We start from the raw sequence: 23,802 nt of genomic DNA on the forward strand, positions 1-23,802 counted from the left end.
ATGCGGGATAAGCTGCGCAGGTCCTAGGGATGGATTACTGGCTGGTCTAACCAGTGCACCGACTGGAACTGAGAGTTGATGTAGTACTCATCTTGGGCGATGACATGTGCGATCAAGTCGGGTGCTGGGTCGGAAGGATTATCGCTTTGCAAGACCTTACGCAGCAAGCAGATCCCTGTGCTTTGATCCAGTACCACCAAAGTTCTGCTCCCCGCGGGGACCAGTGGGTAGCCGGCAACAGCAGGTTTATAGGTGTGTCCGGGACTGAGGACCGCTGCTAGCGCTCGCCGGCCGTGATGGGTCAACTCAGCCAGCTCATGAATATAGGTAGGGTGATCAAACGCCAGATCTAAGGAAGCCGGTTCTTCCCCGGCGATCTCCACCGGGTCCAGAACCCCTTGCCAGTAATCCAGCGGCAGAAGCTCACCGTATCCGGAAATTTTTGGACGCCGAAGGACCAACTGATCTTCGGTAAACACAGGCGTACTGAGCTGGGAGGACAGCTGCCATGTCGTGTTTTTTGAAGCCAAATACTCTCTGCTTCTGGGCAGGCTGAAAGTTTCCTTCTGAAAAATCATCTCGCCAACACTGTTGTGGACAACAATGGCCTCGCGCTGACGGATCTTGACCTTCACGGTTTCGTTCTCATTCAATGGCTGTCGATCAAAGACTGAGGGAACTTGAATCTCAAGGTTTAGGGAAGTGCTTAGCCATGGTGCTGAACGAGCCAGCGCGCGGAATCTTCGCCGACCGGCTGAATCAGGAATCGGATTCTCGGGGAAGTGCAACGGAGCTGAGGGTAAGTCCATAATTCCATTCTAGAAGCGAGCAGTTTATTCACAAGGGTTAGCAAGTTCCACCCGTTGGCTAACAATGTTGCCTATGCTCTTTACATGTCACAGATTTGGAACGTTTTCCACGAAGGGCCGATTCCCTGTGTCCTTATAACGTTGCAGTTGCTGTGCTTCTTAATTTTCGGCTTCTTATTATCAAAAGCGGATATCGCCAGTCATCGTCTGCCCAATCGGTTGGTGGGCTTTTGGTTGATCGTCAGCACAGTGGTGATGCTCGCGCTCGGTATTGCGCGCTCTGATGCGCAAGGCATCATTAGAGGCGTCCTTGGTCTCGTAATACTTGGCGGTGCCTACCTGGTGATCAGCTTGATCTCAGCCGGGGCGATGGGCATGGGGGATGTGAAACTGGCCGGTGTGCTCGGGCTAAATCTCGGCTACTATTCGTTGGCCTCCTTGTTCTTGGCCACCTTACTCACTTTTCTCCTGGCCACGTTGTGGGTTCTTGGGGGAGTGATCGCTCGGAAACTGACGCTAAAATCTGCTGTTCCCTTCGGGCCGTTCATGATCGTTGGAGCTCTTGCGGTCCTACTTGTGGCACGATGAAATCATGGCAACTCCTGAATTTATTACACGTCTTCGAACTCATGTTGGACACGAAATGCTGTGGCTCTCAGGAGTGAAAGTTGTCGTTCTTAAAGATGATCACGTCTTACTGGTACGTCGGGCAGATAACGGACTGTGGACCTTGCCAGCCGGAATAATTGACCCGGGCGAAGAACCATCAATGACCGCGGTGCGTGAAGTCCTTGAAGAGACCGGGGTGAGATGTGAGGTCACTGAATTGATTGGTGTGGGGGTCACGGCGCCGACTGTGTACCCCAATGGGGATCATGCCCAATATCTGGACATCGTCTTTAGGGCAAAGCACTTATCGGGTCGGGCACAGATCAACGACGACGAAAATCTTGAAGTCGGCTACTTTGCTTTGGATGATCGCCCTGAACTACCCCCGCTGCACGAACGTGCCTTAGCTTGGTCGCTGGATCCGCGACCAGGTGGGTATTTCGCTTAGGCCATAGAAAAAAGCATCTTGGGTGCGAACCGTGAATGGTTCGCACCCAAGATGCCTTGAACACTTTAATGAGCAGCTATAGCAGCCCTATTTGGTGTCAGTGGGCTCGGCGTCATCTGCTGGTCTTTCGGCCACGAGCACCGCGCCCTCAGCTTCTTGAGCCTGCTGTGCTGAATCTGCATTCTGTACACGGTGGGACTCTTCGTAAGCGATTGCTTCCTCGCCGCCAATAGCTTCGCCACGGGCCACCATACCGGCGGTGTCCGAGAGCGGAATCTGCTTGAGGAACAAAGCCAGTCCGAAAGCGACAACGAGGAATGGAACCAAGTACCAGAACACTGGCGCTAGCGAGCTTGCGTAGGCGTCAACGATGCCATCACGCAATGCATCGGGCAATGAGGATAGAGTCTGCGGATCCAAAGTGGAGGTTGCCTGACCAGCATCGGCCGCGCTAGCGCCAGCACCGGAGAACACGTCCAATAGCTTCTCGGAGAGTCGGTTGGTGAACAGGGCACCGAAGATTGCCACACCGAGGGAAGCGCCAACTTCGCGGAAGTAGTTGTTGGTGGAGGTCGCGGTACCGATCATTTCCGGATCCACCGCGTTCTGAACGACGAGAACAACTACCTGCATGATCAAGCCCATGCCGGCGCCCAGTACGAATAGGTAAACGCAGATGAGCCACAGTGGGGTCTGGGCGGTCAAGGTAGTGAAGGCAAGCATTGCGGCAATAGTGACGATGGTGCCGGCAATTGGGTAAGCCTTGTAGCGTCCCGACTTGGAGATTGCTATACCGGAGTAGATGGAGGTACCCATCATGCCGACCATCATTGGAACCATCAGCAGGCCGGAGACCGCGGCCGAGGTGCCCGATGACATTTGCAGGAACGTTGGAACGAAGGCGATTGCCGAGAACATGCCGATGCCCAAGGTGAAACCGATGGCGGTGGCATTGATGAAGACCTTGTTCTTGAACAGGCCTAACGGAATGATTGGATCTTCTGCCTTAGCTTCTGCCAAGACGAACAGCGAAGCCGCAACTACAAGACCCGCGCCCCATGCCCAAGTCTCTGGAGCGTCCCAACCGTGGGTTGCGGAACCACCGAAATCGGTGAAGAAGATCAAGCAGGTGGTAGCAATCGACAGTAGTAGTACACCGAAGATGTCAATTTTCTTTTCAGCCTTCTTATTAGGCAGAGTCAAGGCGAACCAGGCAATGGCGAAGGCAGCAATACCCACTGGGATGTTGATGTAGAAAGCCCATTCCCAAGTTAGGTGATCAACGAAGAATCCACCTAGCAGTGGGCCGGCGACTGCGGAGAGCCCGAAGATGCCGCCGAGCGGACCCATATATTTGCCTCGTTCGGAGGCTGGCACGATATCAGCGATGATGGCCTGAGACAGGATCATCAGACCGCCGCCACCCAAACCTTGAACGGCGCGGAAAATGACAAACATCCAGAATGTCGTCGAGAAAGCTGCACCCACTGAAGCCAGAGTGAACAGCGCAATAGCAATCAGGAAGAGGTTACGGCGGCCAAGAACGTCACCGAACTTGCCGTAGATCGGCATCACGATGGTAGTGGCCAACAGGTAAGCAGTGGTGATCCATGCTTGGTGTTCAACGCCACCGAGCTTGCCGACGATGGTAGGCATTGCGGTGGAAACGATGGTCTGGTCCAGCGAAGACAGGAGCATGCCTGCGATCAAGGCGGAGAAGATGATCCAAATGCGCCGCTGGGTCAGTACCAGTGGCGCGTCGCCCGGGGTTTTCCGGGGACTGGTGGTTGTAGTCATTATGATCCTTGCGAGATTTGGTTAAACAGTTGTGGTGTGACTGGCGTGCTGCAGTGGCTGGCTCATGGCGTTTTGAACCCTGGTGATCAAGTCCAAGAATTCTTCGCTCAGTGAGCGTTTACCAGATCCTGCAGCGTAGGCGTCGATGGCCTGGAGGAAAGTGTCCTTGAGGATATGCATCAGGCAGCCAATGAGTGGATCTTGAGGATCGACTCCTTCGCGTTGTGCGATCAGCTCACGGAACTTAGCTTCCTTTTTCGGACCCGTCTGGACCATGTGCTGGAGCAATTCGGGTTCGCGGTGAGCTATCGAGAAGAAGCTGTGGGTGCTCACGATTTCGCTCTCATCGACACTTAGCCGTTCCAAGGTCAAATCAACGAGATCAGAAAACAGTGTTGGCGAAAAGCCTTCGATGCCTTCTGGTCGTGCTGCTATGAAACGTTCGAAGGTGCCCTCTGGCATAGCGTCTGATTCGTGACCAAAGACTGCGTCGAGCTTGCTGGGGAAGTAGTTGAAGAAGGTGCGACGAGAGATGCCGACGCGTTCGCAAACATTTTCAATCGTAAAACCGTTGAAGCCCGATTCTGCGGTCAGCTCTCGGCTATGCCGGGTGATCGCAGTCTTGGTGTTTTGCATGCGTTGGCTCAGTGTTGGTGCCCCGCAAGACATATCCCTATCACTCATTGCACTATCTTTCATATAGTGCAGTATTGCACTGTGGTTGATAGAGTGCAACTTAAGTGATGTGCAACATTTTCTCTACGAATCAACAAAGAGCGGATGGCCTATTTGACGTGTACTAGGCTAAGTCCATGAACGGTATTGAGCTTATTGAACCAAGAGCTGACTTGCATGAATCATTTTTGCAGAGCACTGCAGAATGGAATGGTGCTGATCAAGACGGTGCATCAGTTTTCTTTGCAGAAAAGTATGGTTGGGATCTTACAAATCCTCATGATTTTGCTTCGTGGGTTCAACTACTCAACGACCTGTCGCGATCAGATTTCACGCCGTTGCCGGGATTTGTCTCGCAAAGCACCTTATGGGTCGTCAAAGACGACGAGTACCTTGGCGCAGTGAGCCTGCGTCACGATCTGGGAAATGAGTATCTACGGGAAGTTGGCGGCCATATCGGTTACGGCATCCGTCCTAGCGCTCGGCGCAGGGGTTTAGCCAAGCTTGCGCTCGCCGGTTCTCTTCAGCAGGCCCGCAACCTTGGACTGCCGAAGGTCCTCATCACGTGCAATGACTCCAATCTCGCTTCTGCGAGAACCATCGAATCGTGTGGGGGAGTACTTGAAAAGGTTCGAGCCTTCAGTGAAGTAGGACCACGCTTTGGCTCCGTCGATTCAGTTCGACGTTATTGGATCAATCTTGCATAGTTTCGGCCCGTGATGATTCATGAGATTGTGAATCATTACGGGCCGACTCGTCGTTGCTTGAGTAACTATTAGTGTTTACCAACCATGGTGGAAACATCAAGTAGTTCATCAAGCTGCGCCTCGGTAACTTCGCCACGTTCGACAAAGCCCAGCGCTACGGTGGCTTCGCGAACGGTTAGCCCTTCGGCGACTGCCTTCTTGGCGATCTTTGCAGCGTTTTCGTAACCGATCAGTTTGTTCAGCGGAGTCACGATAGATGGCGAAGCCTCAGCCAAGAATCGAGCGCGTTCTACGTTAGCTTGAATGCCATCAATCATCTTCTCCGCCATCACCTTGGTGGTGTTGGACAGAAGGCGAATTGATTCCAGTATATTCGAGGCGATCACGGGAATGCCGACGTTCAGCTCAAATGCGCCGTTGGTTCCGGCCCAAGCAATGGCGGTGTCATTGCCAATGACTTGAGCGGCGACCTGGATGGTGGCTTCTGAGATGACTGGATTGACCTTGCCCGGCATGATCGAAGAACCCGGCTGGAGATCTGGAATGGAAATTTCACCCAAGCCTGTATTGGGGCCCGAACCCATCCAACGCAGATCGTTGGCGATCTTGATCAGTGAAATCGCAATGGTACGTAGAGCCGCCGAGGCCTCCACAAGCCCATCTCGGTTGGCCTGTGCTTCAAAGTGATTACGAGCTTCGGTGATGGGCAGTCCCGTGTCCTCGCGGAGGAACTCGATAACCTTTTGTGGGAAACCCTCTGGGGTGTTGATGCCGGTGCCCACAGCGGTGCCACCTAATGGAACTTCGGCCACACGAGGCAGGGCGGATTCGATACGTTCAATGCCATAGCGGACCTGAGCAGCGTAGCCGCCAAATTCTTGACCAAGAGTCACCGGGGTCGCATCCATAAGATGGGTTCGGCCGGACTTTACGACGTCCTTGAACTCGGTGGACTTAGCTTCCAGCGCCGTGGCCAGTTGTCCTAGAGCAGGAATCAAATCATTAATCAAAGCTCCGGTGGCCGCCACGTGGACTGACGTCGGGAAGACATCGTTGGAGGACTGGGAAGCGTTCACGTGGTCATTGGGATGAACCTCAGTGTCGCTGTTCTGTTCCTTCAATGCTCGTGTGGCCAGCTCGGCGAGAACCTCGTTGGTGTTCATATTGGAGCTGGTGCCGGAACCGGTTTGGAAAACATCGATGGGGAACTGAGAATCGTATTTGCCGCTGGCGACTTCTTGTGCCGCATTTGAAATAGCCTCGGCACGTTCAGCATCCAATACACCCAAGGCAAGGTTAGCGGCCGCTGCTGCCTTCTTTACCTGCGCAAGGGCTTTGATATGCGATGACTCTAAGGTCTTGCCGGAGATTGGAAAATTCTCGACCGCGCGTTGGGTTTGTGCGCGGTAAAGGGCCTGAGCCGGAACTCGGACTTCGCCCATGGTGTCATGTTCAATGCGGAAATCATCACTGTAGGTCATGCGCCCAGACTACGCCTGAACAGTGAGGGAAATACAGGGCTCTGATGTGAACATCACAACCCACCGTGACGCTTTATAGGATCGGGAATAAATACCGATCTACAAGGCGGTTTACGGTGGGTGTGTGATGGTTAGTCAAGTCCCAAAGAAGAGACCAACTGAGCTCGGCCGTCATGCAGGTGGTAGGCCACGCCAGCCACTGCAGTGCGACCTTCCTCGATCGCCTGAGCGATGATGGTGGACAGGTCGACAAGGCGGTCGGTGGTCTGCTTGACGTGTTCAACCGCGGTACCGTTTACGTCAGTAATGCCCTTGCGCTCAGCTGCCAATACCGACGGGGTGATGTGCTCAACCAGGTCGCGGACGAAGCCCTTGGGCATATCGCCAGATTCTTTAACCTTGATGGCGCTGGTGATAGCACCGCAAGAGTTGTGCCCGAGAATCACGATGAGCGGGACATTCAGGCTCTCAACTGCAAATTCCAACGAGCCTAGGCTGGCCGGGTCGATGACATGACCAGCTGTACGCACAACAAACATGTCGCCCAAACCAGCATCAAAGATGATCTCTGCGGCCAGTCGAGAATCTGAACAGCCAAAGATTACCGCGTAAGGTTCTTGGCCGGTCAACAAAGACTGGCGACGTGCACTGTCCTGATTAGGGTGCTCAGTTTCTTCATTGACGAAGCGCAAATTGCCCGCGCGTAGCTTTTCCCAGGCCTCGTAGGGTGACAAGGACTGAGCAGTTGTTTCAGATGACATAATCCAAAGTCTACGGGAACTTATTCGAATATCGAATATGTTTCGTCAGGTGGCGGTCATAGTGCGAACTAGTTCAGAGTAGATTCCGCTAGCTTGGCAACGTTTTCCAGCTCTTCGGTGGACGTGTCCGTCGAGAGGATGAGTGTGGAATCTTTGCGTTCCGTGATCAAGTACGTGGTCTCGTCTTTAACTCGCTCTTCCCATTCCCAACTACCAATAGTCTTGGTTCCAGTCGGTACGGCAGCGTCAGTGGTTAAAGCTATCCAGGTTGGATTTGCTTTGCCGGCTTGGCGAACATAAACAAAATTCTTGTCATTGGCGACAATGCCGAATTCCCAGTACGGAACGCCCTGAGCATTATTGGCCTGCCAGCGCGCAAAGTTTGAGTACTGATTATCAGCTAGGTCGGGTGCAAAAATCTTAAACCCGGCAACGGACTCAGTCTGCTCGGCAGTCTGCTGCAGGTTAACGTCGCTCTTGAAGGCCTGTTGTTTAGGAGCGGGATTGAGCAAGATCAACGGGATGAGAATTGCTAAGGTGAACCCCACCGAAAGAATCATTCCTTTATAGGTCTGATTAGCGCGCTTGGCAGCTTTTTCGGTTAGCTGAGGCTTGAATGGAAGATCCTCGAAGGTCGCTTCGGGATCATTAAGATCGCGTCGCGGAACCGAAGTCGACTCAGCGTTGTGATCTGTTGCTTCATTCGCAGGCACGTTGTTCCCATTGTTGTTCTCAAGTTGCACGTCTTCTATTCTCCCCGAAGAGTCTGTGTAATTCGAACCAGCGTGCCCAACCCCACTTGAGGCAGGACGGGACTCCTTCGACACGAACTGTCACGTGATTTTGGAAAGAGATAGAATGTGAGTGTTTGCATAGGTGCAATGACTACGACTCAGTGATGGGATCTTTCGTGACCGAAAAGAACAAGTATGCCCAACTTTCTTCGCGACTGTCGGTAACCGACGCGGAGCCGGACCGCAACCTAGCGCTGGAGTTGGTGCGTGCTACAGAAGCAGCCGCCATTGCTTCCACGCCATGGGTTGGTTTCGGGGACAAGAACGCTGCCGACGGCGCTGCCGTTGACGCCATGCGTGGTCTGCTCTCCACCGTGAACTTCAACGGAGTTGTTGTTATCGGCGAAGGCGAAAAAGATGAAGCTCCAATGCTCTTCAACGGCGAGCAAGTTGGCAACGGCACTGGTGCCGAGTGCGACGTAGCCGTTGACCCAATTGATGGAACCCGCTTGACCGCATTGGGCCTAAATAATGCCCTTTCGGTACTTGCTGTAGCAGACCGCGGATCCATGTTTGATCCGTCGGCCGTCTTCTACATGGAAAAGCTGGTTACCGGACCAGACGCCGCAGATCTTGTTGACTTGCGTCTGCCAGTGAAGCAGAACCTTCACCTGATTGCTAAGGCCAAGGGCAAGAAGATCAGCCAGATTACCGTTACGGTCTTGGATCGTCCGCGTCACGCGGGATTGATCGAAGAGATCCGTGCTGCAGGTGCTCGCACCAAGCTGATCATGGACGGCGACGTAGCCGGTGCTATTGCAGCGACTCGTGAAGGCACCGGTGTTGATGCTTTGATGGGTGTTGGCGGAACCCCTGAAGGTATCGTGACCGCTTGCGCTATCAAGGCACTGGGCGGCGTCATCCAGGGTCGTTTGTGGCCAACCGATGACGATGAGAAGCAGAAGGCACTGGATGCGGGCCACAAGCTGGATCGCGTTCTAACCACTAATGATTTGGTGACCTCGGATAACTGCTACTTCGCAGCTACCGGCATCACCGATGGCGATCTGCTGCGCGGTGTGCGTTACAAGGGCAACCGCATCAGCACCCAGTCGATCGTGATGCGTGCGAAGTCAGGAACCATCCGCTTCGTTGAAGGTGAACACCACCAGGACAAGTGGGAAGCTTACACCCGCTAAATCTCGGTAAGAGAAACATTTCCGCCCATGGACTTCACCGAAGTCCATGGGCGGAAATGTTTAACGACTACTTCCAAGCATTTGATCCCACGAGTAGGGTCAGTCAATTTGTGAGCTGACAGCAAAGAGCTGGCCGCTTATTTCACCCTGAAGAGTAGCTGAGGCGGGCAGCTCAGCTGCGGTGATGAACAATGACTGTCCACGGGTAATGCTCCGCTGGCCTTCTTGGGTCTTGATCAGGAACTCACCAGAAGTGCACAAGACGATGGCCGCTCCATGTAGTTGCAAGTCTGCAGCAAGCCCGGGCTTATTTGGATCAAGTACCTGCAATTGGAATTCTTCGAATTCCGGCTTGTACAGGCGGTCATGATTATCAAGTGCCACCGGCTCCAAAATGGGAGCGGGGGAGGGCTGAGTGATGGTGACATCCAGGAGCTCTGGGACGTCGATGTGCTTGCTGGTAAGTCCGCCGCGCAGTACGTTGTCCGAATTGGCCATGACTTCGATGCCCAGTCCACGCAAATATGCGTGCACGTTTCCAGCACCTAAGCTGATGGCCTGACCTGGTTCGAGGAACACCAGATTCAGTAATAGCGCTACCAGAACACCGGGATCGCCAGGATAGATTTTGTTGATTGCCACCAACTCGGCGAAGTGAACGTTCGCGCTGAGTTCAGTTGAGGTCTCGATGGCAGCACAGATTTCTTGCACGGTCTGGGCCACAGGAGTACCAGCGACCAGAACGTACTCAAAGGTGCTGGCCAGCGCATCGGTGCCCTGCAAGAGGTCAATGATCTTGTTGATCTCGCCGTGATTTTCCTCCGGCAGATCTTTGGATATCAACCGCAAGTCTTTGATGATCTGAGCTGGTTGACGGAATCCAGAAAGAGCCACAAAATCGGTGAGTGCATATAGCATCTCGGGTTTGTGATTGTCGTCTTTGTAGTTACGGTCTGCAGCGTCCGACGCTTTCCCACTGGCGTTTTCCAAGGCAAAGCGTTCTTGAGCTTGCTTGAGTGTTGGGTGGGTTTGAATGGACAGCGGTTCGGTAGCGGAGAGTACCTTGAACAAGTACGGCAAGCGCCCGAACCGTTGTGCCACCGTAGCGCCCAATACATGCTGCGGGTCTTGGGCAATAAAGTCATTGAGGGCAAGATCTTCGTCTGCCAAGCGGCTTGGGCATCCGGGGTGGGCACCGAGCCACATCTCTGCCTGCGGAGTGATTTCCGCAGGCAGAGCGAGCAGGTCAGAGATCTCAGATTCAGATCCCCAGTGGTAGTCCCTGATCGCGTTATTCAACTCGAACACGTTTGTTGACCATAGCCTTTCGTAAACAGTGATTGGGTTTCGTTGCGGTCGGGGGTCTAACCGTTGGTCAGGAGTGCAAGGTTGGTTTAAGGAACGGTGCACTCGTCGTTGTTGGCAGCAATCTGAGAAATTCTGGTTGTTGCTCCAGCCATTTCCAGCTGAACCAGGTATTCCTCGGTGATAGGGCTGCCGTCAGGCTGGGTGAATTCTGCATCGCCGTTGTTGGACAACTTTGGTGCGTTGTTGATATCAGAAGCATCCGAAGACTCTTCGGTTGCTTCAGCGCTCTTGGAGCTCTCTTCAGATTTGGAGGAATCTGAGGAATCTTCACTTGGAGAAGCTGAAGTAGTCTTCTTCGCCTTCTTGGTCGCTGACTCACCTTGCTTGGCAATCATTGTCTGAATTCGGCTCTGAAGCTCATCAAAATCTGGGTAGGTGGAGAAGGTACGGTCGAAGTCCGGGGCACCAAGGGTAAGTCGGGCCATCGGCTGTGAGGATACCTTTTCGGCCAAGGACACGAACGAACCAAGCTGACCAGCAGGAATGTTGGTTTCTACCAGCTGTTCACCGGCAGACATGATGCTGGTGAAATTGCTCAGAATGGTCTGCGGGGTGAACTGCTTAATGATGGCCTGCTGCAAGCATTGCTGGCGCTTGATGCGGTGGTAATCATCGGTGAAGTCACGGGAACGTGCAAACCACAGGGCTTGCTTGCCGGTAAAGGTCTGGTTGCCTGGGGCGAACCAGTGGGTGCGGATGGTGCTGTTTTCGTAGCGCTTGCCGTTGTATGGAACCCAGCCGCCCGAATCGATGTTGACTCCACCGAGGGCATCAACAAATTGTTCGAAGCCAGCCATGTCCACCATGACGTAACCCTGAACCGGTAGACCGGTCGTTCCTTCCAGAGCATCCATCGCTGCTTGCGCGCCGACGTTCTTGACCGTGCTTGGGAACGCATCAGCGTGCTCGTCGGTAGCGTTGCGATAGATGGCATTGAAGATACATTCATCTCCACAGTTGTAGCCATCTGGCCAGATCTTCTTCATCGGGGAATCATCGGCAAAGCGAGCGCCCTGGAAGTTACGTGGGATCGAGATCAGTAAGGTCTTGCCAGTCTTGGCATCTACCGAGAGCAACGCCACCGAGTCGGTACGCACCCCTTGACGATCACTACCGGAGTCGGCACCGAAGACAGCAATATTGTATCGGCCATCCACCGGATCAAAGGCAGGACCTTCATCAAAGACCGAGACGATGGTTTCGCGTCCGGTGTTCAGTATCGAGGCACCATAGATGAACACACCACTGGTGGCGATAACTGCAGCAAGGGTAAATACGGTGACGATGGCCCGCATACCCGGCGCCAACATCTTTGGCCGAATGATCACCAAGGTGTTGATGAACATGATGAACCAACCGACAGCCAGTACTGAGAGTACGACGATCAAGAACATCTGGAAGTTCGGGTGCGCGACCCAGCCAAGGATGACCGAGCGGTTAATGAAGTAGATCGCGACGATGGCCAAAATGGCCACCCAGCAAATCATAGTGACGGTGACCGCGAGGCGTCCGAGCTTGCGGTTTCCGGCAACGAGCTGAGCGCTGCCCGGGAAGAAAATGGTCAAGAGGACCAAGATCAGCGCACGTTTGCTGCGTTGCGGAGCGCTTATTGTCTCCGGACTGCGCAACGGACCTTGTGCGCGATGATTGGCAGAACCCATGTACTTAAATGACTTTCCCTAGGAAGCGAAATTCTCGTTGGCAACTTCTTCGCGCAGTGCAGCACCCTTAGCGTGGGCCGATTCGCGCAGAGAATCTGCGAACTGAAGCAACTTTACCTGCAACGCCTGTGCAAGCTCATCGGTTCCCGATGCGAGAGTGCGTACAGCCAACAATCCTGCGTTGCGTGCGCCGCCGATGGAAACAGTTGCTACGGGGACTCCTGCGGGCATCTGAACGATGGACAACAGGGAATCCATTCCATCAAGTTTAGCCAGTGGAACTGGAACTCCGATGACAGGAAGCGGGGTAACGGCTGCGAGCATACCCGGAAGATGAGCTGCACCGCCTGCGCCAGCGATGATCACGCGTAGTCCACGTTCGTGAGCTTTTTTGCCGTATTCGATCATTTCACTGGGCATCCGGTGTGCGGAGACTACGTCAGCTTCAAACGGAATGCCGAACTCGGCCAAAGCCTGCGCGGCAAGACGCATAACTGGCCAATCAGAATCCGAACCCATGACAAGGCCGACAAGTGGTGCAACAGACATCAGAATATTTCCTTGGGATAAGTAAGTGTAAGAGCCACCGCGCCTAGGTGCAGTGGCTCTCGACGGTATAAAGATTAGTGTTCAGCGTCCACGCCATCACGGATGAGCGCGGCTACTTTATTAGCTTGGGAGCGAAGTTCATCTACGCTTTGCCCCGCGTTAGCCACGACGTTAACGTGCCCGATCTTTCGACCTGGTCGAACCGATTTGCCGTAGGCGTGGACTTTGACCTCGGGGGCCGCGGCCAGTGCTGCGCTGAAGGCCGAGTAAAGGTCTTCGTTGGCTCCGCCAAGGTAATTTTTCATGACGGTCACGCCCAGCTCACTGGTTTCACCCAGTGGAAGATCCAGTACAGCACGCAAGTGTTGTTCGAACTGGCTGGTGACCGAACCGTTCATCGTCCAATGACCGGTGTTGTGCGGGCGCATCGCCAATTCATTGATGACGAAGCCGGCTCCTTGGTCGGGCGTTTCGAATAGCTCGGCGGCCATCACTCCGGTGACGCCAAATTCATTAGCGATCAACAGAGCGGCCTGGGCTGCGGCGGCAGCGGTGGCCTGGTCAAGATCTTGAGCTGGTGCAATGACTTCGTCACATACGCCATCAACTTGGATGGTGTGAACGACCGGCCACGCTTTAGCTTCGCCGGAGGGGGTGCGGGCGACCATAGCGGACAGTTCGCGAGAGAAATCGACTTTGTCTTCTGCAAGCAGGGGGCCGTTGGCGAACCAGTCGGCTGCTTCCTTGGCGTCCTGTTCGTTATCAAGCATGCGAACGCCCTTGCCGTCGTATCCACCACGGGGGGTCTTGAGCACAATAGGCCAGCCAGTTTGATCGCCGAAGTCGATCAGCTGCTGAACATCTTCCACCTTGGCCCATGCGGGGTTGGGCAAACCCAGACGCTCAATGGCTTCGCGCATTACCAACTTGTCCTGCGCGTGGATCAGAGCTGCCGGGCGTGGCTGAATGTTCACGCCTTCATTGATCAGTGTGGTGAGGAAATCATTGGGGACGTGCTCGTGGTCAAAGGTGACCACGTCCTTACCCTGGGCAAAGGTGCGCAGGGTTTCTAGGTCCTTGTAGTCACCGATGGGTGCATCGGGAACACTTCGGGCAGCCGAAACCTCGGGCCCTTCGGCGAGAACATGAAGTTCAAAACCTAGGTTCAGGGCCTCAGGGGCCATCATTCGGGCCAGCTGCCCGCCACCAATTACACCAATTTTTGGAAAGCTCACGATATCTAGAATATCGAAATCACGGCTTAGATTCGCATCCGTGATGTCTGATTACTCTCAGAATTCGGTCAATCACCAGAAAGTACCGATAAAATAACTAGATCGCGTGCTTCGAGTACTGCTCTGCGCGCCTTGTAACTGCTAGCCAGACGGGAACTCGATTCCCTGGAGGACCCTTGCTCGAGCGCATCAAATCAAAAATTGCCGGACTCATTTCGCTATTTTGGCGAGAAGTCGCGAAGTTCGGTGTTGTCGGTGGCGTAGCGTTCATCATTGACTCGGGCATCTATGTCTGGCTACTTCATGGCTCGATGAGCGATTCTCAGGTTAAAGCAAAAATCGTTGCCGGTGTTGTGGCCACCATCTTCTCTTGGGTTGCCAATCGCTACTGGACCTTCCGGCACCGGCGTCAGGCTAATGTGGTGCGCGAGCTGGTGATGTTCATCATCATGAACGCCATCGGTCTGGGCATTGCTGCCGCGTGTGTTTGGGTGACCAAGTACTGGCTGGGCCTGACCGATGCGACCTCTGTTTTCATTGCAGGCTCCGTGGTCGGTCTGATTCTAGGCACCATCTTCCGATTCTTCGCTTACCGCTTCTGGGTCTTTGGTAAGGAAATGGATCAGGAAGAAGAGTTCGCTCACGACCACGAAATTTTAGGTCGCGCGCAGAATGAAACCGGCGCGGGCGCGTCGAATTCCACCAAGGGAACTGACCCGCGCTCCGACACCGGTTCGACACCTGAGATTTTGCGTTAGTTTCCAGCGTTGTAGTCGAAGGTGATGCGTTCACCATCCCGAAGACGTTCGGTGACCTGGAAATTATCTTCAACGAGTACCACTGCGTCCCCGGCTTTCCACTGCCCAACCAGGTAGGGGAGCAGGGCAAGTACGGGCTGATCAGCTCGCACCAAAATGGTGCCTTTGGGCTCAGCTACCTTGTCAAAAAGCTCTTGGATTCCGACTGCCAGACCGGCACCGGTGGCCAAAGCTAGAGTTTGCGCAGCTACGGGCGAGGGATAGAACTGGTCGGCGTAGGAACGTACCGTGGCATTAAAGTCTTCAGCAACAGGCCCAAGATCTGAACCGAAGGACAGCGCGAGAGCTGCCGGGTTCACGGCGAGGATCTCGCTGCTTGCTGGAATATTTTCATCGTTAGGCGCGGCCGTGATCCATAGGGTCGCGCCGCGTGCCTCCTGATGATTTGCATCAACAAGGGTGGCACCGTGATGCAGTGCCGCTAGGGCGAGGACCAATGATTTCCAGTGGGCATCAAGGTCCACCACCACGACGGATTGCTCATCGAGGTCGTAGAGGTCGCCCAGGAGATTTGCGCTTTTAGCCACCCAGTTGTCAAAAACACGTCCGGAAAGCTCGATTCGTTCACCGCTGTGCGAGTACCAAGTTAACCAGGGCGACGCGGAGGAGCGTCGGGTTGCCAAGAGGGTCTCGACGAAAGTTTCACGTTGTTGGTTGCTACTCATAGATCGTCCTTTAAAACTAGTTACTGAGAATTCACCGAGAATTCAGGCAAGTGATGACTCGCCCGTCTCATATGCCCGTTTTGACGGCGTGTTGTGCCGGGAGTTTCCTGAAAATTGTTCTTAGAATGACCTCCCCACTTGACTCTAGCGGAGTTACACGGATGTAATTAGATGGTGAGTCCGGCGGAATCCATCACATTCTCTAGTTTGATGGAATAAATGCCGCCGGATGGGTAGGTGCCATAGACGGCCCAATCCACTCAAACCAATCGAAAGGTCAACATCACCATGGCGAATCTGGAGCAGGGGTACTCCGAATTTTCGACCTCGGCTGTTGCGTCCGCTCAGTATGGGCTCGAAGACGCACCATCCGACTGGTTTGTCGACCCTCAAGCTGGCGAGTCCGCACGCGTAGCTGTCGCAGCTGATCTTGAAACCGCAGCCGACAATTTCCTGAAGGAACACGACTCAGCCGTAGATGGTGAAGAGATTCCAAGTGTTGGATCCTGGGCGCCGGAGCTTGACGAGGACGACGAAGTACGCGAGAACATCAAGGCTGTCTGGCTGGGTGTCGGCGGAGAAGTTGATGAAGGAGAACTGGGCTGGCAAGCCCGTGCACTGTGTGCACAAACAGACCCGGAAGCATTTTTCCCTGAAAAGGGTGGATCGACTAGAGACGCGAAACGCGTCTGCGGCGCATGTGTTGTGCGCTCAGAATGTCTAGAATATGCCTTAAGCAATGATGAGCGCTTCGGCATATGGGGAGGGCTCTCAGAGCGCGAACGTCGCCGTCTACGGAAACGAGCAATCTAATTCGTCCGCCAATTCACGTCACCGCCATCGTTGCCTCGCACGATGGCGCTGACTTTTTACCACGCACTTTGGCCGCACTGCGAAACCAGTCGCGGCCTATCGAACGCTTTGTCGGAGTAGACGCTTCTTCCTCCGACGCTTCCCTTGAGGTTTTGCGTGCCAATCTGCCTTCCAACGCTGCATTATTGCAAGCCGAGGAGGGCTCTTTGGGCCTATCGATGGAAGTGGCTGTCGCACAGCTACCTGAAGCAAAAGAGGGCCGCGATGAGTGGCTGTGGATCATCCACGATGATTCCATGCCAGCCCCTGACGCGCTCGAAGCGTTGACCCGTGCGGTCGAAGCCTCAGAGTCGGTTTCAATCGCCGGCTGTAAGTTGCTGGACATCGAGAATCCACGACACCTGGTTGAAGTTGGCCTGAGCGTGGACCGCAAGGCCCAGCGACTGACCATGATCGATACCGACGAAGTTGATCAGGGTCAGTACGACTCACGCAGTGACTACTTTGCGGTGTCCTCTGCAGGTATGTTCATTCGCCGCGAGGTTTTTGAATACCTCGGCGGATTTGACCCAGCGATTCCCGGACGTGGCGACGACGTGGATTTGTGCTGGCGAAACCGCTTGGCTGGCTACCGTGTTGTCATCGTTCCCGAAGCGAAAATGTACCACCAGGTTGAAGTTATTGACTCCCTGGCCGGCCCTAGCGAAGCCAAACGTTCGGAAGTTTTCCAGCGGTTGAAGTTCGCAGCACCTTTGACTTTGCCGTTCCTCTGGATCGGTCTTTTACTCGGCGGTATCGGCCACTTCTTGGTGGCCCTGCTGGCCAAGGACCCGGGTCACGGCTTTGGTCATTTGCGCGCAACGCTGCGCGGGCTATTTACCCCGGGCAAGCTATCTGCCTCGCGACGTAATGTCCGTGAGGTGCGTGAAATCCCGCGCCGCCAGGTGCGCAAGCTGATGACCTCATCCTCGGCCGTGCGCGAATACCGTCGCAACCTACACACCGGTCGTGATGATGCAGATGTTTATGGGGATGGCAGTGGCGCCGACGCCATGGTCGAACCCAGCGGTGATAATTTCTCAGACTTTGTTCGCATCGCCCGCCCGCCGCGCACCACCGCGGTACTTTCTTTGATTTTTGCTCTGTTGATTTCCACTGCCGTTTCGCTCATTGCTTGGCGCAATGTGCTAGGAGCGGGCGCCCTATCGGGCGGAGCCTTGCGACCCTTTTCGCAAACCACCAGGGAAATCGGAGCCAATGCGCTGTCTTGGTGGCAGAACGTTGGCGCAGGCTTTAGCGCGCCACCTGATAATTCTGACGCGCTATTCTGGCTGTATTCGGTGATCACCTTCGGCCATGCCAACCAGGTAGCCCCGTACCTCTTCCTAGCCGCGATGCCGTTGGCAGCGTTGAGCGCATGGTGGGGGATTGGAGCGGTCAGCCGTTCGCGCTCCGTTCGATTCTTTGCCGCCCTGGTTTGGGCACTGCTACCGTCGTTGACCTCATCGTTGGCTGCCGGGCGAATCGGTTCTGCCTTGGTTCATATTGTGTTGCCGGTGTTCGTCATGGCTGTCATCCGTGCGATGAACGCACAGGTAGCTGTTGAAGGCGCCAAGCCGAAGTCACTCAAGGAAAAGTCAGCTTCTGCCTGGACCGCTTCAGCCTGTGCTGCCTTATTGCTGTGGGTTATTTCTTCCGGCTCGATGGCGTTCTTCTTGGCTGCAGTCGTATTGATTTATGCGCTGGCATTCTCATCGATTCACCGCGCTCGAAGCTTGTGGTGGATCCCATTGCCAGCCATTGTGTGGAACCTGCCATTGCTCTTTGCCGCAATCAGCGAACCTCGTTTGTTGTTCACCGAACCGGGAGCACCTACCGCGTTCACCCCAGCGTCGCCATGGCAGATGCTCTTGGGTTTCCCAGAAGCCTTTGACGCCAAAGTTGGTCTGGTCGGATGGGACATGTTGCCTGCCGGACCGTGGGCTTTGATTGCAGCCTTGCTGATCGGTGCGCCGGTAATCATCATGGCAGTGATCGGTACGTTGAGCTCGGCGTTCAGCCTCAGCGCCACCATGCGTCGAAACTCGCGTCGGTTCTTGTGGGCTGGTGTGATTTCGTTGGCAGCCGGATGGGCCGTTGGGTTCATTCCGGTGAGCCTACAGTCGCATTCTGCGGTCAGCGCATACACCGGACCATTTGTTTCCTTCACCGTGTTTGCTTTGATCGCCGCCGCCGCCAACGCGTTGGCAGCATTGCGGCACGAAAACCAACCACGCGCACTGCGAGCAAACGCCCCGCGATCCTTAATATCGTTGATGGCAGCACTGAGCGTGATTGCAATAGCGGCCTCCGGGACCGTTCTTTTAGGTTCCGCGTTGAACCCCACGGCTGCATCTGAGTCCTTGACGAAGTTGGTCAATACCCAGCAAGTTACTTCCTCGCAGCCACGCACCCTGCCTGCGACCGCGGCAGATGCTGGACGTTCGGAATTCCAAGACCGTACCTTGGTTCTCAGCCCACGCTCCTCCGGCGAAATAGACAGCCAGCTAGTGTCCGGATCCGGCGAAACCCTTGATGGGATCAGCCGTTTCTCGCAGGTTAAGACCCTCACAGGAAGCCTGCTGAATCCAGAGCGCAACGAAAACTCGATTACCTCATCGGTGCAGAGTAAGGCAGTAGCCATGTTGCTCTCCGAATCTGCGCTGGACGCTCGTTCCTCACTGCGGGACTTGGGTATCGGCTACATTGTCTTGAACGAAACCGGTGAATCAGTGCCAGCTGTGGTACGCACCCTGGATGCTGCCACTGGCTTAGCCGCCGTGGGGCAGACTGACAGCGGTTGGCTGTGGCGGGTGGACTACAAGGCTTCAGGTGAAGCTCAAGGCGCTGGCTTCGCTCGCATCATTGATGAGCAAGGCAGCGTGAGCGTCTTACCAGCAAATCGTGGCAAGATCAGCAACTTGACGCTGCCGGAATCTAGTGAAAAACGAACCCTCGTTCTTTCGACACCGGCCGATACAAAGCTCAGCGCCATTATCGATAACCAGAATCTTCGTACGGTCTCCTACCCTGAAAACTTGGATACCCGTTGGGCTCAAGCTTTCGAGATTCCTAATGCCGGGGGAGAGCTAACGCTGACGCATAAGGAAAGCATGGACATTCCTGTGCTGGTGATTGGTGCACTGGTGTTGTTAATTACCGTGCTGCTGGCCATTCCGGTGCCAAGCTCACGACGTTTCGCCAACTACCGCAACAGCGACTATCGCTTCCGCGAACCTCGCACCGAGGACCAAGAAGTGCTCGACGGCGAAAAAGTGTTGGCGGCCGCGCAAGTTCAGAGTCCATCAACGGCTCACGGCTCCGGTCCACAGAGCCGTCGAGAAGCTCGTGAACGGGCCAGCAAGATCCGAGAAAACTTGACCCCGAAGCTCAACGACCGAATTTCGGACGATGAAGCCGAGCAGGAGAAGAAGTAGTGAGCGACGAGAAGAACGTTAACTCAGGGGATTCTGCTGACAAAGCCGAGCAGTCAACACCTGCGCAGTCCCAGCATCCAGTTTCTGCGGCACTGAGCCGTGCAGAAGAAAAAGCTGCCAAGGTCAAAGCCAAAGTCGACGCGAAGCTAGAAAAGGCTCGGGCCAAGGAAGCAGCGAATCGTGCAAAGGCCGAGGCAAAAACTGCGGCCGAAGCTGATAAGACACATAAAGCCCAGCAAGAAGCTAACGCAAAGGCTGAGACGAAAGTCGAGAAAGCACGAGTAGCGCAGCAGAAAGCCGAAGCGGAGCAGAAGGCCAAGGACGATAAGAAGGCTGCTAAGACCGAGAAAAAGCCGACGGCCAGTCCAGCGCCGGTTGCTGAAAACGATAAGTCTGAAAAGACTGAGAAAACTGTCATCAGTGAGCCGCTAGAAAAATCCGCTGCAGATTCGGAAAAGAACGAGGCTGCCCCAGCGCCAAAGGCCGACCAGCCTGTTGCGCAGCAGAAGTCTCAGGCGGCCACTTCTGAAGCCGCAATGTCGAAAACTGAAACTCCGGCACCTGCCAAGCAGGAACCCGCCCCAGCGACAGCTGCCGGAAGCACTCCGGAAACTGCGGCGAAAAAAGACGCTGAGTCTTCTACCGAAGAACCAAAGGTTCTAGAAGCTAAAGCTGAGGCCGCCACCGCAGGTACTGCAGCTGCCGCTACAGCTGCCGCCTCAAAAGCCACGTCCGAGAAGAATCAGGCGCCTGAGCAACAGGGGCCCGAAGACCAGAGCGCCGCGAAGCGTCGCCGTAAGTTGGAAAAGGTTCGAGCTGCCGAGGCTGCTAAGGAAGAACAGGCCAATAAGTCCAAGCCTGCCACCCCAGCACCTGCTGTAGAAACCAATGATAAGAAGGTCAGTGCCCGTCGTCGCAAGCTTGAAAAAGCTCGCGTGGCGGCCAGCAAGGACGCGGCAACCGCGGGGACTCGAAAGAAGACCGGCGCCGTGATGTTGAGTCTGGCCGCAGTTATTGCAGCCGGCGCAGTGGTTGCTGGTGGATCAATCATCGCTCCGAAGCCTGCAGAAAGCACCCTGCCAGCAGCGGTGACAAATCTTCCTGCAGGAGATGCCACCAGTATCTGTGCTCCAACTCCACAGCTGCTTAAGGGCGTTGATGGAACGGATCCACAGTTTGCTGCCGGTGCTAAGAAAGTCAGCAGCAACGTCCGTGCGATTGCGGTCTCCGATTTGGCCAAGCGTGTTCCCGGTTCTTGGGTGGCCAAACTAGATGGATCCTCGCCACGCAATTTGACCGAGCGCATCAAGGAAGCCGAAGCTGCTGAAGCTCGCGGTGCAGATGATGCTGGCCAAACCGGGCGCGTGAGCAAGGTTTCAACTTTGAACAACGTTGATGGAGTCCAGGCCTACTCGTTGCAGCCACTGGGCTCACTAGCTTCAGAGGGTAGCGCCCTGCGCAGCTACCAAGCTTCGGATGGTGACCTTGAAGGCTTGGCCATGGCTACCTGTCAGGCGCCGGCCTCCAACTGGCGCTTCACTGGCCTGCAGACCAACACTGGTTCAACCAGTGTTATGCACGTATCTAACCCGACGCACACCACCGCTCAGGTATCCCTGCAGTTACGTGGTCCAGATGGATTGATCGATACTCCTACCCTGCAGAACATCGTGATTGCTCCGGGGGAGGACAAAGCCCTAGTGCTTGGCGGTTACGCGCAGAATATGAACTCTGTTTCAGCAGATGTCACCAGCGTTGGTGGCAAGATCACTGCCAGCGTTCAGCAGGCTGCGCTTCGCGGATTGACTCCCTCGGGCGTGGACTTTGTTGGCCCCAATGCATCGGCCTCCAACACCCAGGTGATTCCTGGGGTTTGGATCGATAGCAAGGAAAATATCAGCTCGCTGAGCAAAGATGATAAGTCTTTGGTTCCGCAACTTCACGTTTCCGCGACCGGATCTTCGGGCGCGGGCTACAAGGTGAAGGTGCTGGGTGAGAACGGTGAAGTTGCAGCTAGCTTTGACGAGAACTTGGCAGCTGCTTCAAATGCGACCAACGTGGTGGATCTGAAACAGCTCGCTGGCGGCTATTACACCGTGGTGGTTGAAGCTGATGCGCCGGTCACCGCGGCGGTGCGCATGGTGCGCGGTGCTAATCCGAAAGATTCTTCTGATACAGCGTGGGCTGCCAGCTCCAACGTTCTGGCCGGCACTCAGGCCATGCCAGTATCTGCCAATGGCACTGGAAAGTTCGTTTTGGCTGCTGTGGATTCGGATTCATCCGTTGAGGCTACAGTGGTGAGAAAGGACGGCAAGTTGCAGAAGGCCAAGAAACTACAGGTTGATGCCGGCTCGTCCATCGTTTTTGATCCAAAATCAGTCTCTGATGATGCTCAAGCCGTGATCTTCTCCACCGATGCCAACACCTACATTGCGCAGGTAGCACTCGGCTCGGATCGTTCGATTGCTTGGGCTTCGATGCCTCAGGCTAATGCCGGTCGCGACGGCATTGTGGTTAATATCGGCGGGTAGCGGACCGTCACCAAGGAACAATTCTATGATTACCCCCTTCGGCTGGCTTGCTAGCCGAGTTACCTTGGAGCGCCGTGCCTTGCGCGCGGCCAGCTTCACGGCGTTGGCCGCAGCCATTTTGATCATCGTAGGTGGCGGAGTAGTGCGCGTCACTGGATCCGGTCTGGGCTGCCCCGATTGGCCAGCTTGTACCGACGGGTCCTTGGCCCCCACCGCCCAGATGGGCATTCATGCAACCATCGAGTTCGCCAACCGCATGCTCACCACGGTGCTGTGCGTTGCGGTGGGTTGGGTCATCATTGCGGCCCGACTTCAGCGCGAACCAGTTCCAGCCATTACCCGTTGGGCTTGGCTACAGTTCTGGTTGGTCGTGCTCAACGCGGTGCTCGGCGGGGTGACTGTGTGGGTAAAACTGAATCCCTTCATGGTCGCAGGGCACTTCCTTGCGGCGACACTGCTGCTGACCGCAGCGGCAATTACCTGGGATAAAGTGCAGAACCTTGAACTGAGGCAAGCGCCACGGAGCACCGAGCAGCTCAAGGTTTGGGGCACCGCAGCACTGGTAGTCAATGCAGTGCTGGTGGTTCTCGGAACAGCCGTCACCGGTTCGGGACCACATGCTGGAGATTCGGCAGATGTTCCGCGTATGGGCTTCGACTGGCTGAGTATCACCATCATTCATGGTGCCGCTGCTCTTCTCGCGTTAGTGATCACCGTGATTATTTGGCGCAAAGCTACCGCACAAAATGCTGATTCGGTTGCTCGCAAAGCCAAACTGTACGTTCTAGTATTCGCAGCTCAGGGTCTGATCGGTATTGTGCAGGCAGTGACGCATTTGCCTGAGCTATTAGTGGTCTGCCACCTGGTGGGTTCAGCTCTGGTGTGGATCGGTGCGGTACGTTTGATGCTCGCTACCCACGCTCCAGCGCAGCTACACGTAGAGAATCAGCGCTAAAAGTCTTCGGGATCTTCGGGGAAGTAGGACGGGTCAATATCGTTGATCGGTTTCATCCACAGCTGCGCTACTTCATGCACTACGCACTGGTGGACTAGATCAACCAACTCTACGGTGCTATCGGCAATTTGCTCGATGGGCAACCGGTAGATAATGATTTCAGCACGCTGGTTGCGCGTTGCTGGGCTTGAAGAAGCCAACGGAATACGATCGGAAACCGCGTGAGCCTGATTGATCAGTTTATCGTCCGGCACCGGTTCGATCAGGAAATCGATCAGTTCAATTTCGCGTGGCCAGCGTTCGGATAACCGCTGAGCGCTGGCCATCACCGCATCATCAAAACGTTCCGGACGTGATCGGAAGGCCGGTAGGTGCATGGGCACCAACGGCCCACGACGTGAGCGACCATGACGACTGCGCCGTGGGCCGCTGGGCATACCGGGCAACTTGGAGTTCATCCACCCAGCCTATCGCTCTAGCTAGCTTCGGGTTCGGCTCGTGGGCAAAACCC

At 55.0% G+C, this 23,802-nt stretch carries 21 protein-coding genes; 9 read left to right on the forward strand and 12 right to left on the reverse strand.

Going from position 1 to position 23,802, the window contains the following annotated elements; translation table 11 throughout:
• Positions 1-23: 23 nt before the first annotated feature.
• On the reverse strand, positions 24-809 hold the full coding sequence (locus FJV47_RS14750) for a hypothetical protein (RefSeq protein ID WP_159614305.1): 786 nt from the start codon (positions 807-809) through the stop codon (positions 24-26).
• A gap of 84 nt (positions 810-893) precedes the next feature.
• Between FJV47_RS14750 and FJV47_RS14755 the strand changes: the two genes are divergently transcribed.
• Entirely contained in the window at positions 894-1,397 is a 504-nt protein-coding gene (locus FJV47_RS14755) for a prepilin peptidase (protein WP_159614307.1), read from the forward strand.
• 4 nt (positions 1,398-1,401) lie between these two features.
• Positions 1,402-1,866 carry an NUDIX domain-containing protein gene (locus tag FJV47_RS14760; protein WP_159614309.1) on the forward strand — a complete coding sequence of 155 codons (465 nt, stop codon included), beginning with the start codon at positions 1,402-1,404 and terminating at the stop codon, positions 1,864-1,866.
• Between the two features lie 87 nt (positions 1,867-1,953).
• Here the strand turns inward: FJV47_RS14760 and FJV47_RS14765 are convergent, their stop codons facing one another.
• Together FJV47_RS14765 and FJV47_RS14770 are read right to left on the reverse strand one after the other, a co-directional pair.
• Complete coding sequence (locus FJV47_RS14765; protein ID WP_159614311.1) at positions 1,954-3,663, reverse strand: MDR family MFS transporter; 1,710 nt, start codon at positions 3,661-3,663, stop codon at positions 1,954-1,956.
• 21 nt (positions 3,664-3,684) lie between these two features.
• Positions 3,685-4,347 carry a TetR/AcrR family transcriptional regulator gene (locus FJV47_RS14770; protein ID WP_235026488.1) on the reverse strand — a complete coding sequence of 221 codons (663 nt, stop codon included), beginning with the start codon at positions 4,345-4,347 and terminating at the stop codon, positions 3,685-3,687.
• 128 nt (positions 4,348-4,475) lie between these two features.
• On the opposite strand from FJV47_RS14770, the gene FJV47_RS14775 reads away from it, so the two are divergent.
• Positions 4,476-5,045 (forward strand): GNAT family N-acetyltransferase, encoded by a 570-nt coding sequence (locus FJV47_RS14775; RefSeq protein ID WP_159614315.1) that lies wholly within the window; start codon positions 4,476-4,478, stop codon positions 5,043-5,045.
• A 68-nt stretch (positions 5,046-5,113) separates the two neighbouring features.
• On the opposite strand, the gene FJV47_RS14780 is transcribed toward FJV47_RS14775, so the two are convergent.
• The 3 genes from FJV47_RS14780 to FJV47_RS14790 all read right to left on the reverse strand — a co-directional run bounded on the left by FJV47_RS14780 (position 5,114) and on the right by FJV47_RS14790 (position 8,030).
• Positions 5,114-6,526, reverse strand: coding sequence for a class II fumarate hydratase (locus FJV47_RS14780; protein ID WP_159614317.1), 1,413 nt, complete (start codon positions 6,524-6,526; stop codon positions 5,114-5,116).
• Positions 6,527-6,657: 131 nt separating this feature from the next.
• Positions 6,658-7,287 carry a carbonic anhydrase gene (locus tag FJV47_RS14785; RefSeq protein ID WP_159614319.1) on the reverse strand — a complete coding sequence of 210 codons (630 nt, stop codon included), beginning with the start codon at positions 7,285-7,287 and terminating at the stop codon, positions 6,658-6,660.
• A 68-nt stretch (positions 7,288-7,355) separates the two neighbouring features.
• Positions 7,356-8,030, reverse strand: a complete 675-nt coding sequence (locus FJV47_RS14790; RefSeq protein WP_159614321.1) for a DUF4245 family protein — start codon at positions 8,028-8,030, stop codon at positions 7,356-7,358.
• Between the two features lie 155 nt (positions 8,031-8,185).
• On the opposite strand from FJV47_RS14790, the gene glpX reads away from it, so the two are divergent.
• Complete coding sequence (glpX, locus tag FJV47_RS14795) at positions 8,186-9,220, forward strand: class II fructose-bisphosphatase (protein WP_159614323.1); 1,035 nt, start codon at positions 8,186-8,188, stop codon at positions 9,218-9,220.
• 99 nt (positions 9,221-9,319) lie between these two features.
• On the opposite strand, the gene manA is transcribed toward glpX, so the two are convergent.
• From manA to FJV47_RS14815, 4 genes are all read right to left on the reverse strand, one after another.
• The gene (gene manA / locus FJV47_RS14800) at positions 9,320-10,528 is read right to left on the reverse strand and encodes a mannose-6-phosphate isomerase, class I (RefSeq protein WP_159614325.1); all 1,209 of its coding nucleotides are present in this window, start codon (positions 10,526-10,528) and stop codon (positions 9,320-9,322) included.
• 86 nt (positions 10,529-10,614) lie between these two features.
• Complete coding sequence (locus FJV47_RS14805; RefSeq protein ID WP_159614327.1) at positions 10,615-12,249, reverse strand: LCP family protein; 1,635 nt, start codon at positions 12,247-12,249, stop codon at positions 10,615-10,617.
• A gap of 18 nt (positions 12,250-12,267) precedes the next feature.
• On the reverse strand, positions 12,268-12,798 hold the full coding sequence (gene purE / locus FJV47_RS14810; protein WP_159614329.1) for a 5-(carboxyamino)imidazole ribonucleotide mutase: 531 nt from the start codon (positions 12,796-12,798) through the stop codon (positions 12,268-12,270).
• A gap of 74 nt (positions 12,799-12,872) precedes the next feature.
• Positions 12,873-14,033, reverse strand: coding sequence for a 5-(carboxyamino)imidazole ribonucleotide synthase (locus FJV47_RS14815; protein ID WP_159614331.1), 1,161 nt, complete (start codon positions 14,031-14,033; stop codon positions 12,873-12,875).
• Positions 14,034-14,209: 176 nt separating this feature from the next.
• Here FJV47_RS14815 and FJV47_RS14820 point away from each other — a divergent pair, with 176 nt between their 5' ends.
• On the forward strand, positions 14,210-14,791 hold the full coding sequence (locus FJV47_RS14820) for a GtrA family protein (RefSeq protein WP_159614333.1): 582 nt from the start codon (positions 14,210-14,212) through the stop codon (positions 14,789-14,791).
• Here the strand turns inward: FJV47_RS14820 and FJV47_RS14825 are convergent.
• A complete protein-coding gene (locus tag FJV47_RS14825) occupies positions 14,788-15,516 on the reverse strand; it encodes a TIGR03089 family protein (protein ID WP_159614335.1) in 729 nt (242 codons plus the stop codon). The two genes, FJV47_RS14820 and FJV47_RS14825, sit on opposite strands and share 4 nt — an antisense overlap.
• Before the next feature lie 288 nt (positions 15,517-15,804).
• Between FJV47_RS14825 and FJV47_RS16740 the strand changes: the two genes are divergently transcribed.
• From FJV47_RS16740 to FJV47_RS14845, 4 genes are read left to right on the forward strand one after another with little or no spacing between them, the layout of a single operon-like run.
• Positions 15,805-16,329: a WhiB family transcriptional regulator gene (locus FJV47_RS16740; protein ID WP_159614337.1), complete on the forward strand. Its 525-nt coding sequence runs from the start codon at positions 15,805-15,807 to the stop codon at positions 16,327-16,329.
• Positions 16,275-19,805, forward strand: a complete 3,531-nt coding sequence (locus tag FJV47_RS14835) for a glycosyltransferase family 2 protein (protein WP_159614339.1) — start codon at positions 16,275-16,277, stop codon at positions 19,803-19,805. Before FJV47_RS16740 ends, FJV47_RS14835 begins: the two co-directional genes overlap by 55 nt.
• Positions 19,805-22,336 carry a DUF5719 family protein gene (locus FJV47_RS14840; protein ID WP_159614341.1) on the forward strand — a complete coding sequence of 844 codons (2,532 nt, stop codon included), beginning with the start codon at positions 19,805-19,807 and terminating at the stop codon, positions 22,334-22,336. Before FJV47_RS14835 ends, FJV47_RS14840 begins: the two co-directional genes overlap by 1 nt.
• Before the next feature lie 25 nt (positions 22,337-22,361).
• Complete coding sequence (locus FJV47_RS14845; RefSeq protein WP_159614343.1) at positions 22,362-23,291, forward strand: heme A synthase; 930 nt, start codon at positions 22,362-22,364, stop codon at positions 23,289-23,291.
• Here the strand turns inward: FJV47_RS14845 and FJV47_RS14850 are convergent.
• Positions 23,288-23,749, reverse strand: a complete 462-nt coding sequence (locus tag FJV47_RS14850; protein ID WP_159614345.1) for a metallopeptidase family protein — start codon at positions 23,747-23,749, stop codon at positions 23,288-23,290. The genes FJV47_RS14845 and FJV47_RS14850 overlap by 4 nt on opposite strands.
• Positions 23,750-23,802: the final 53 nt, after the last annotated feature.

The sequence above is a fragment of the Glutamicibacter sp. JC586 genome (genome assembly GCF_009805585.1).
GTDB lineage: Bacteria > Actinomycetota > Actinomycetes > Actinomycetales > Micrococcaceae > Glutamicibacter.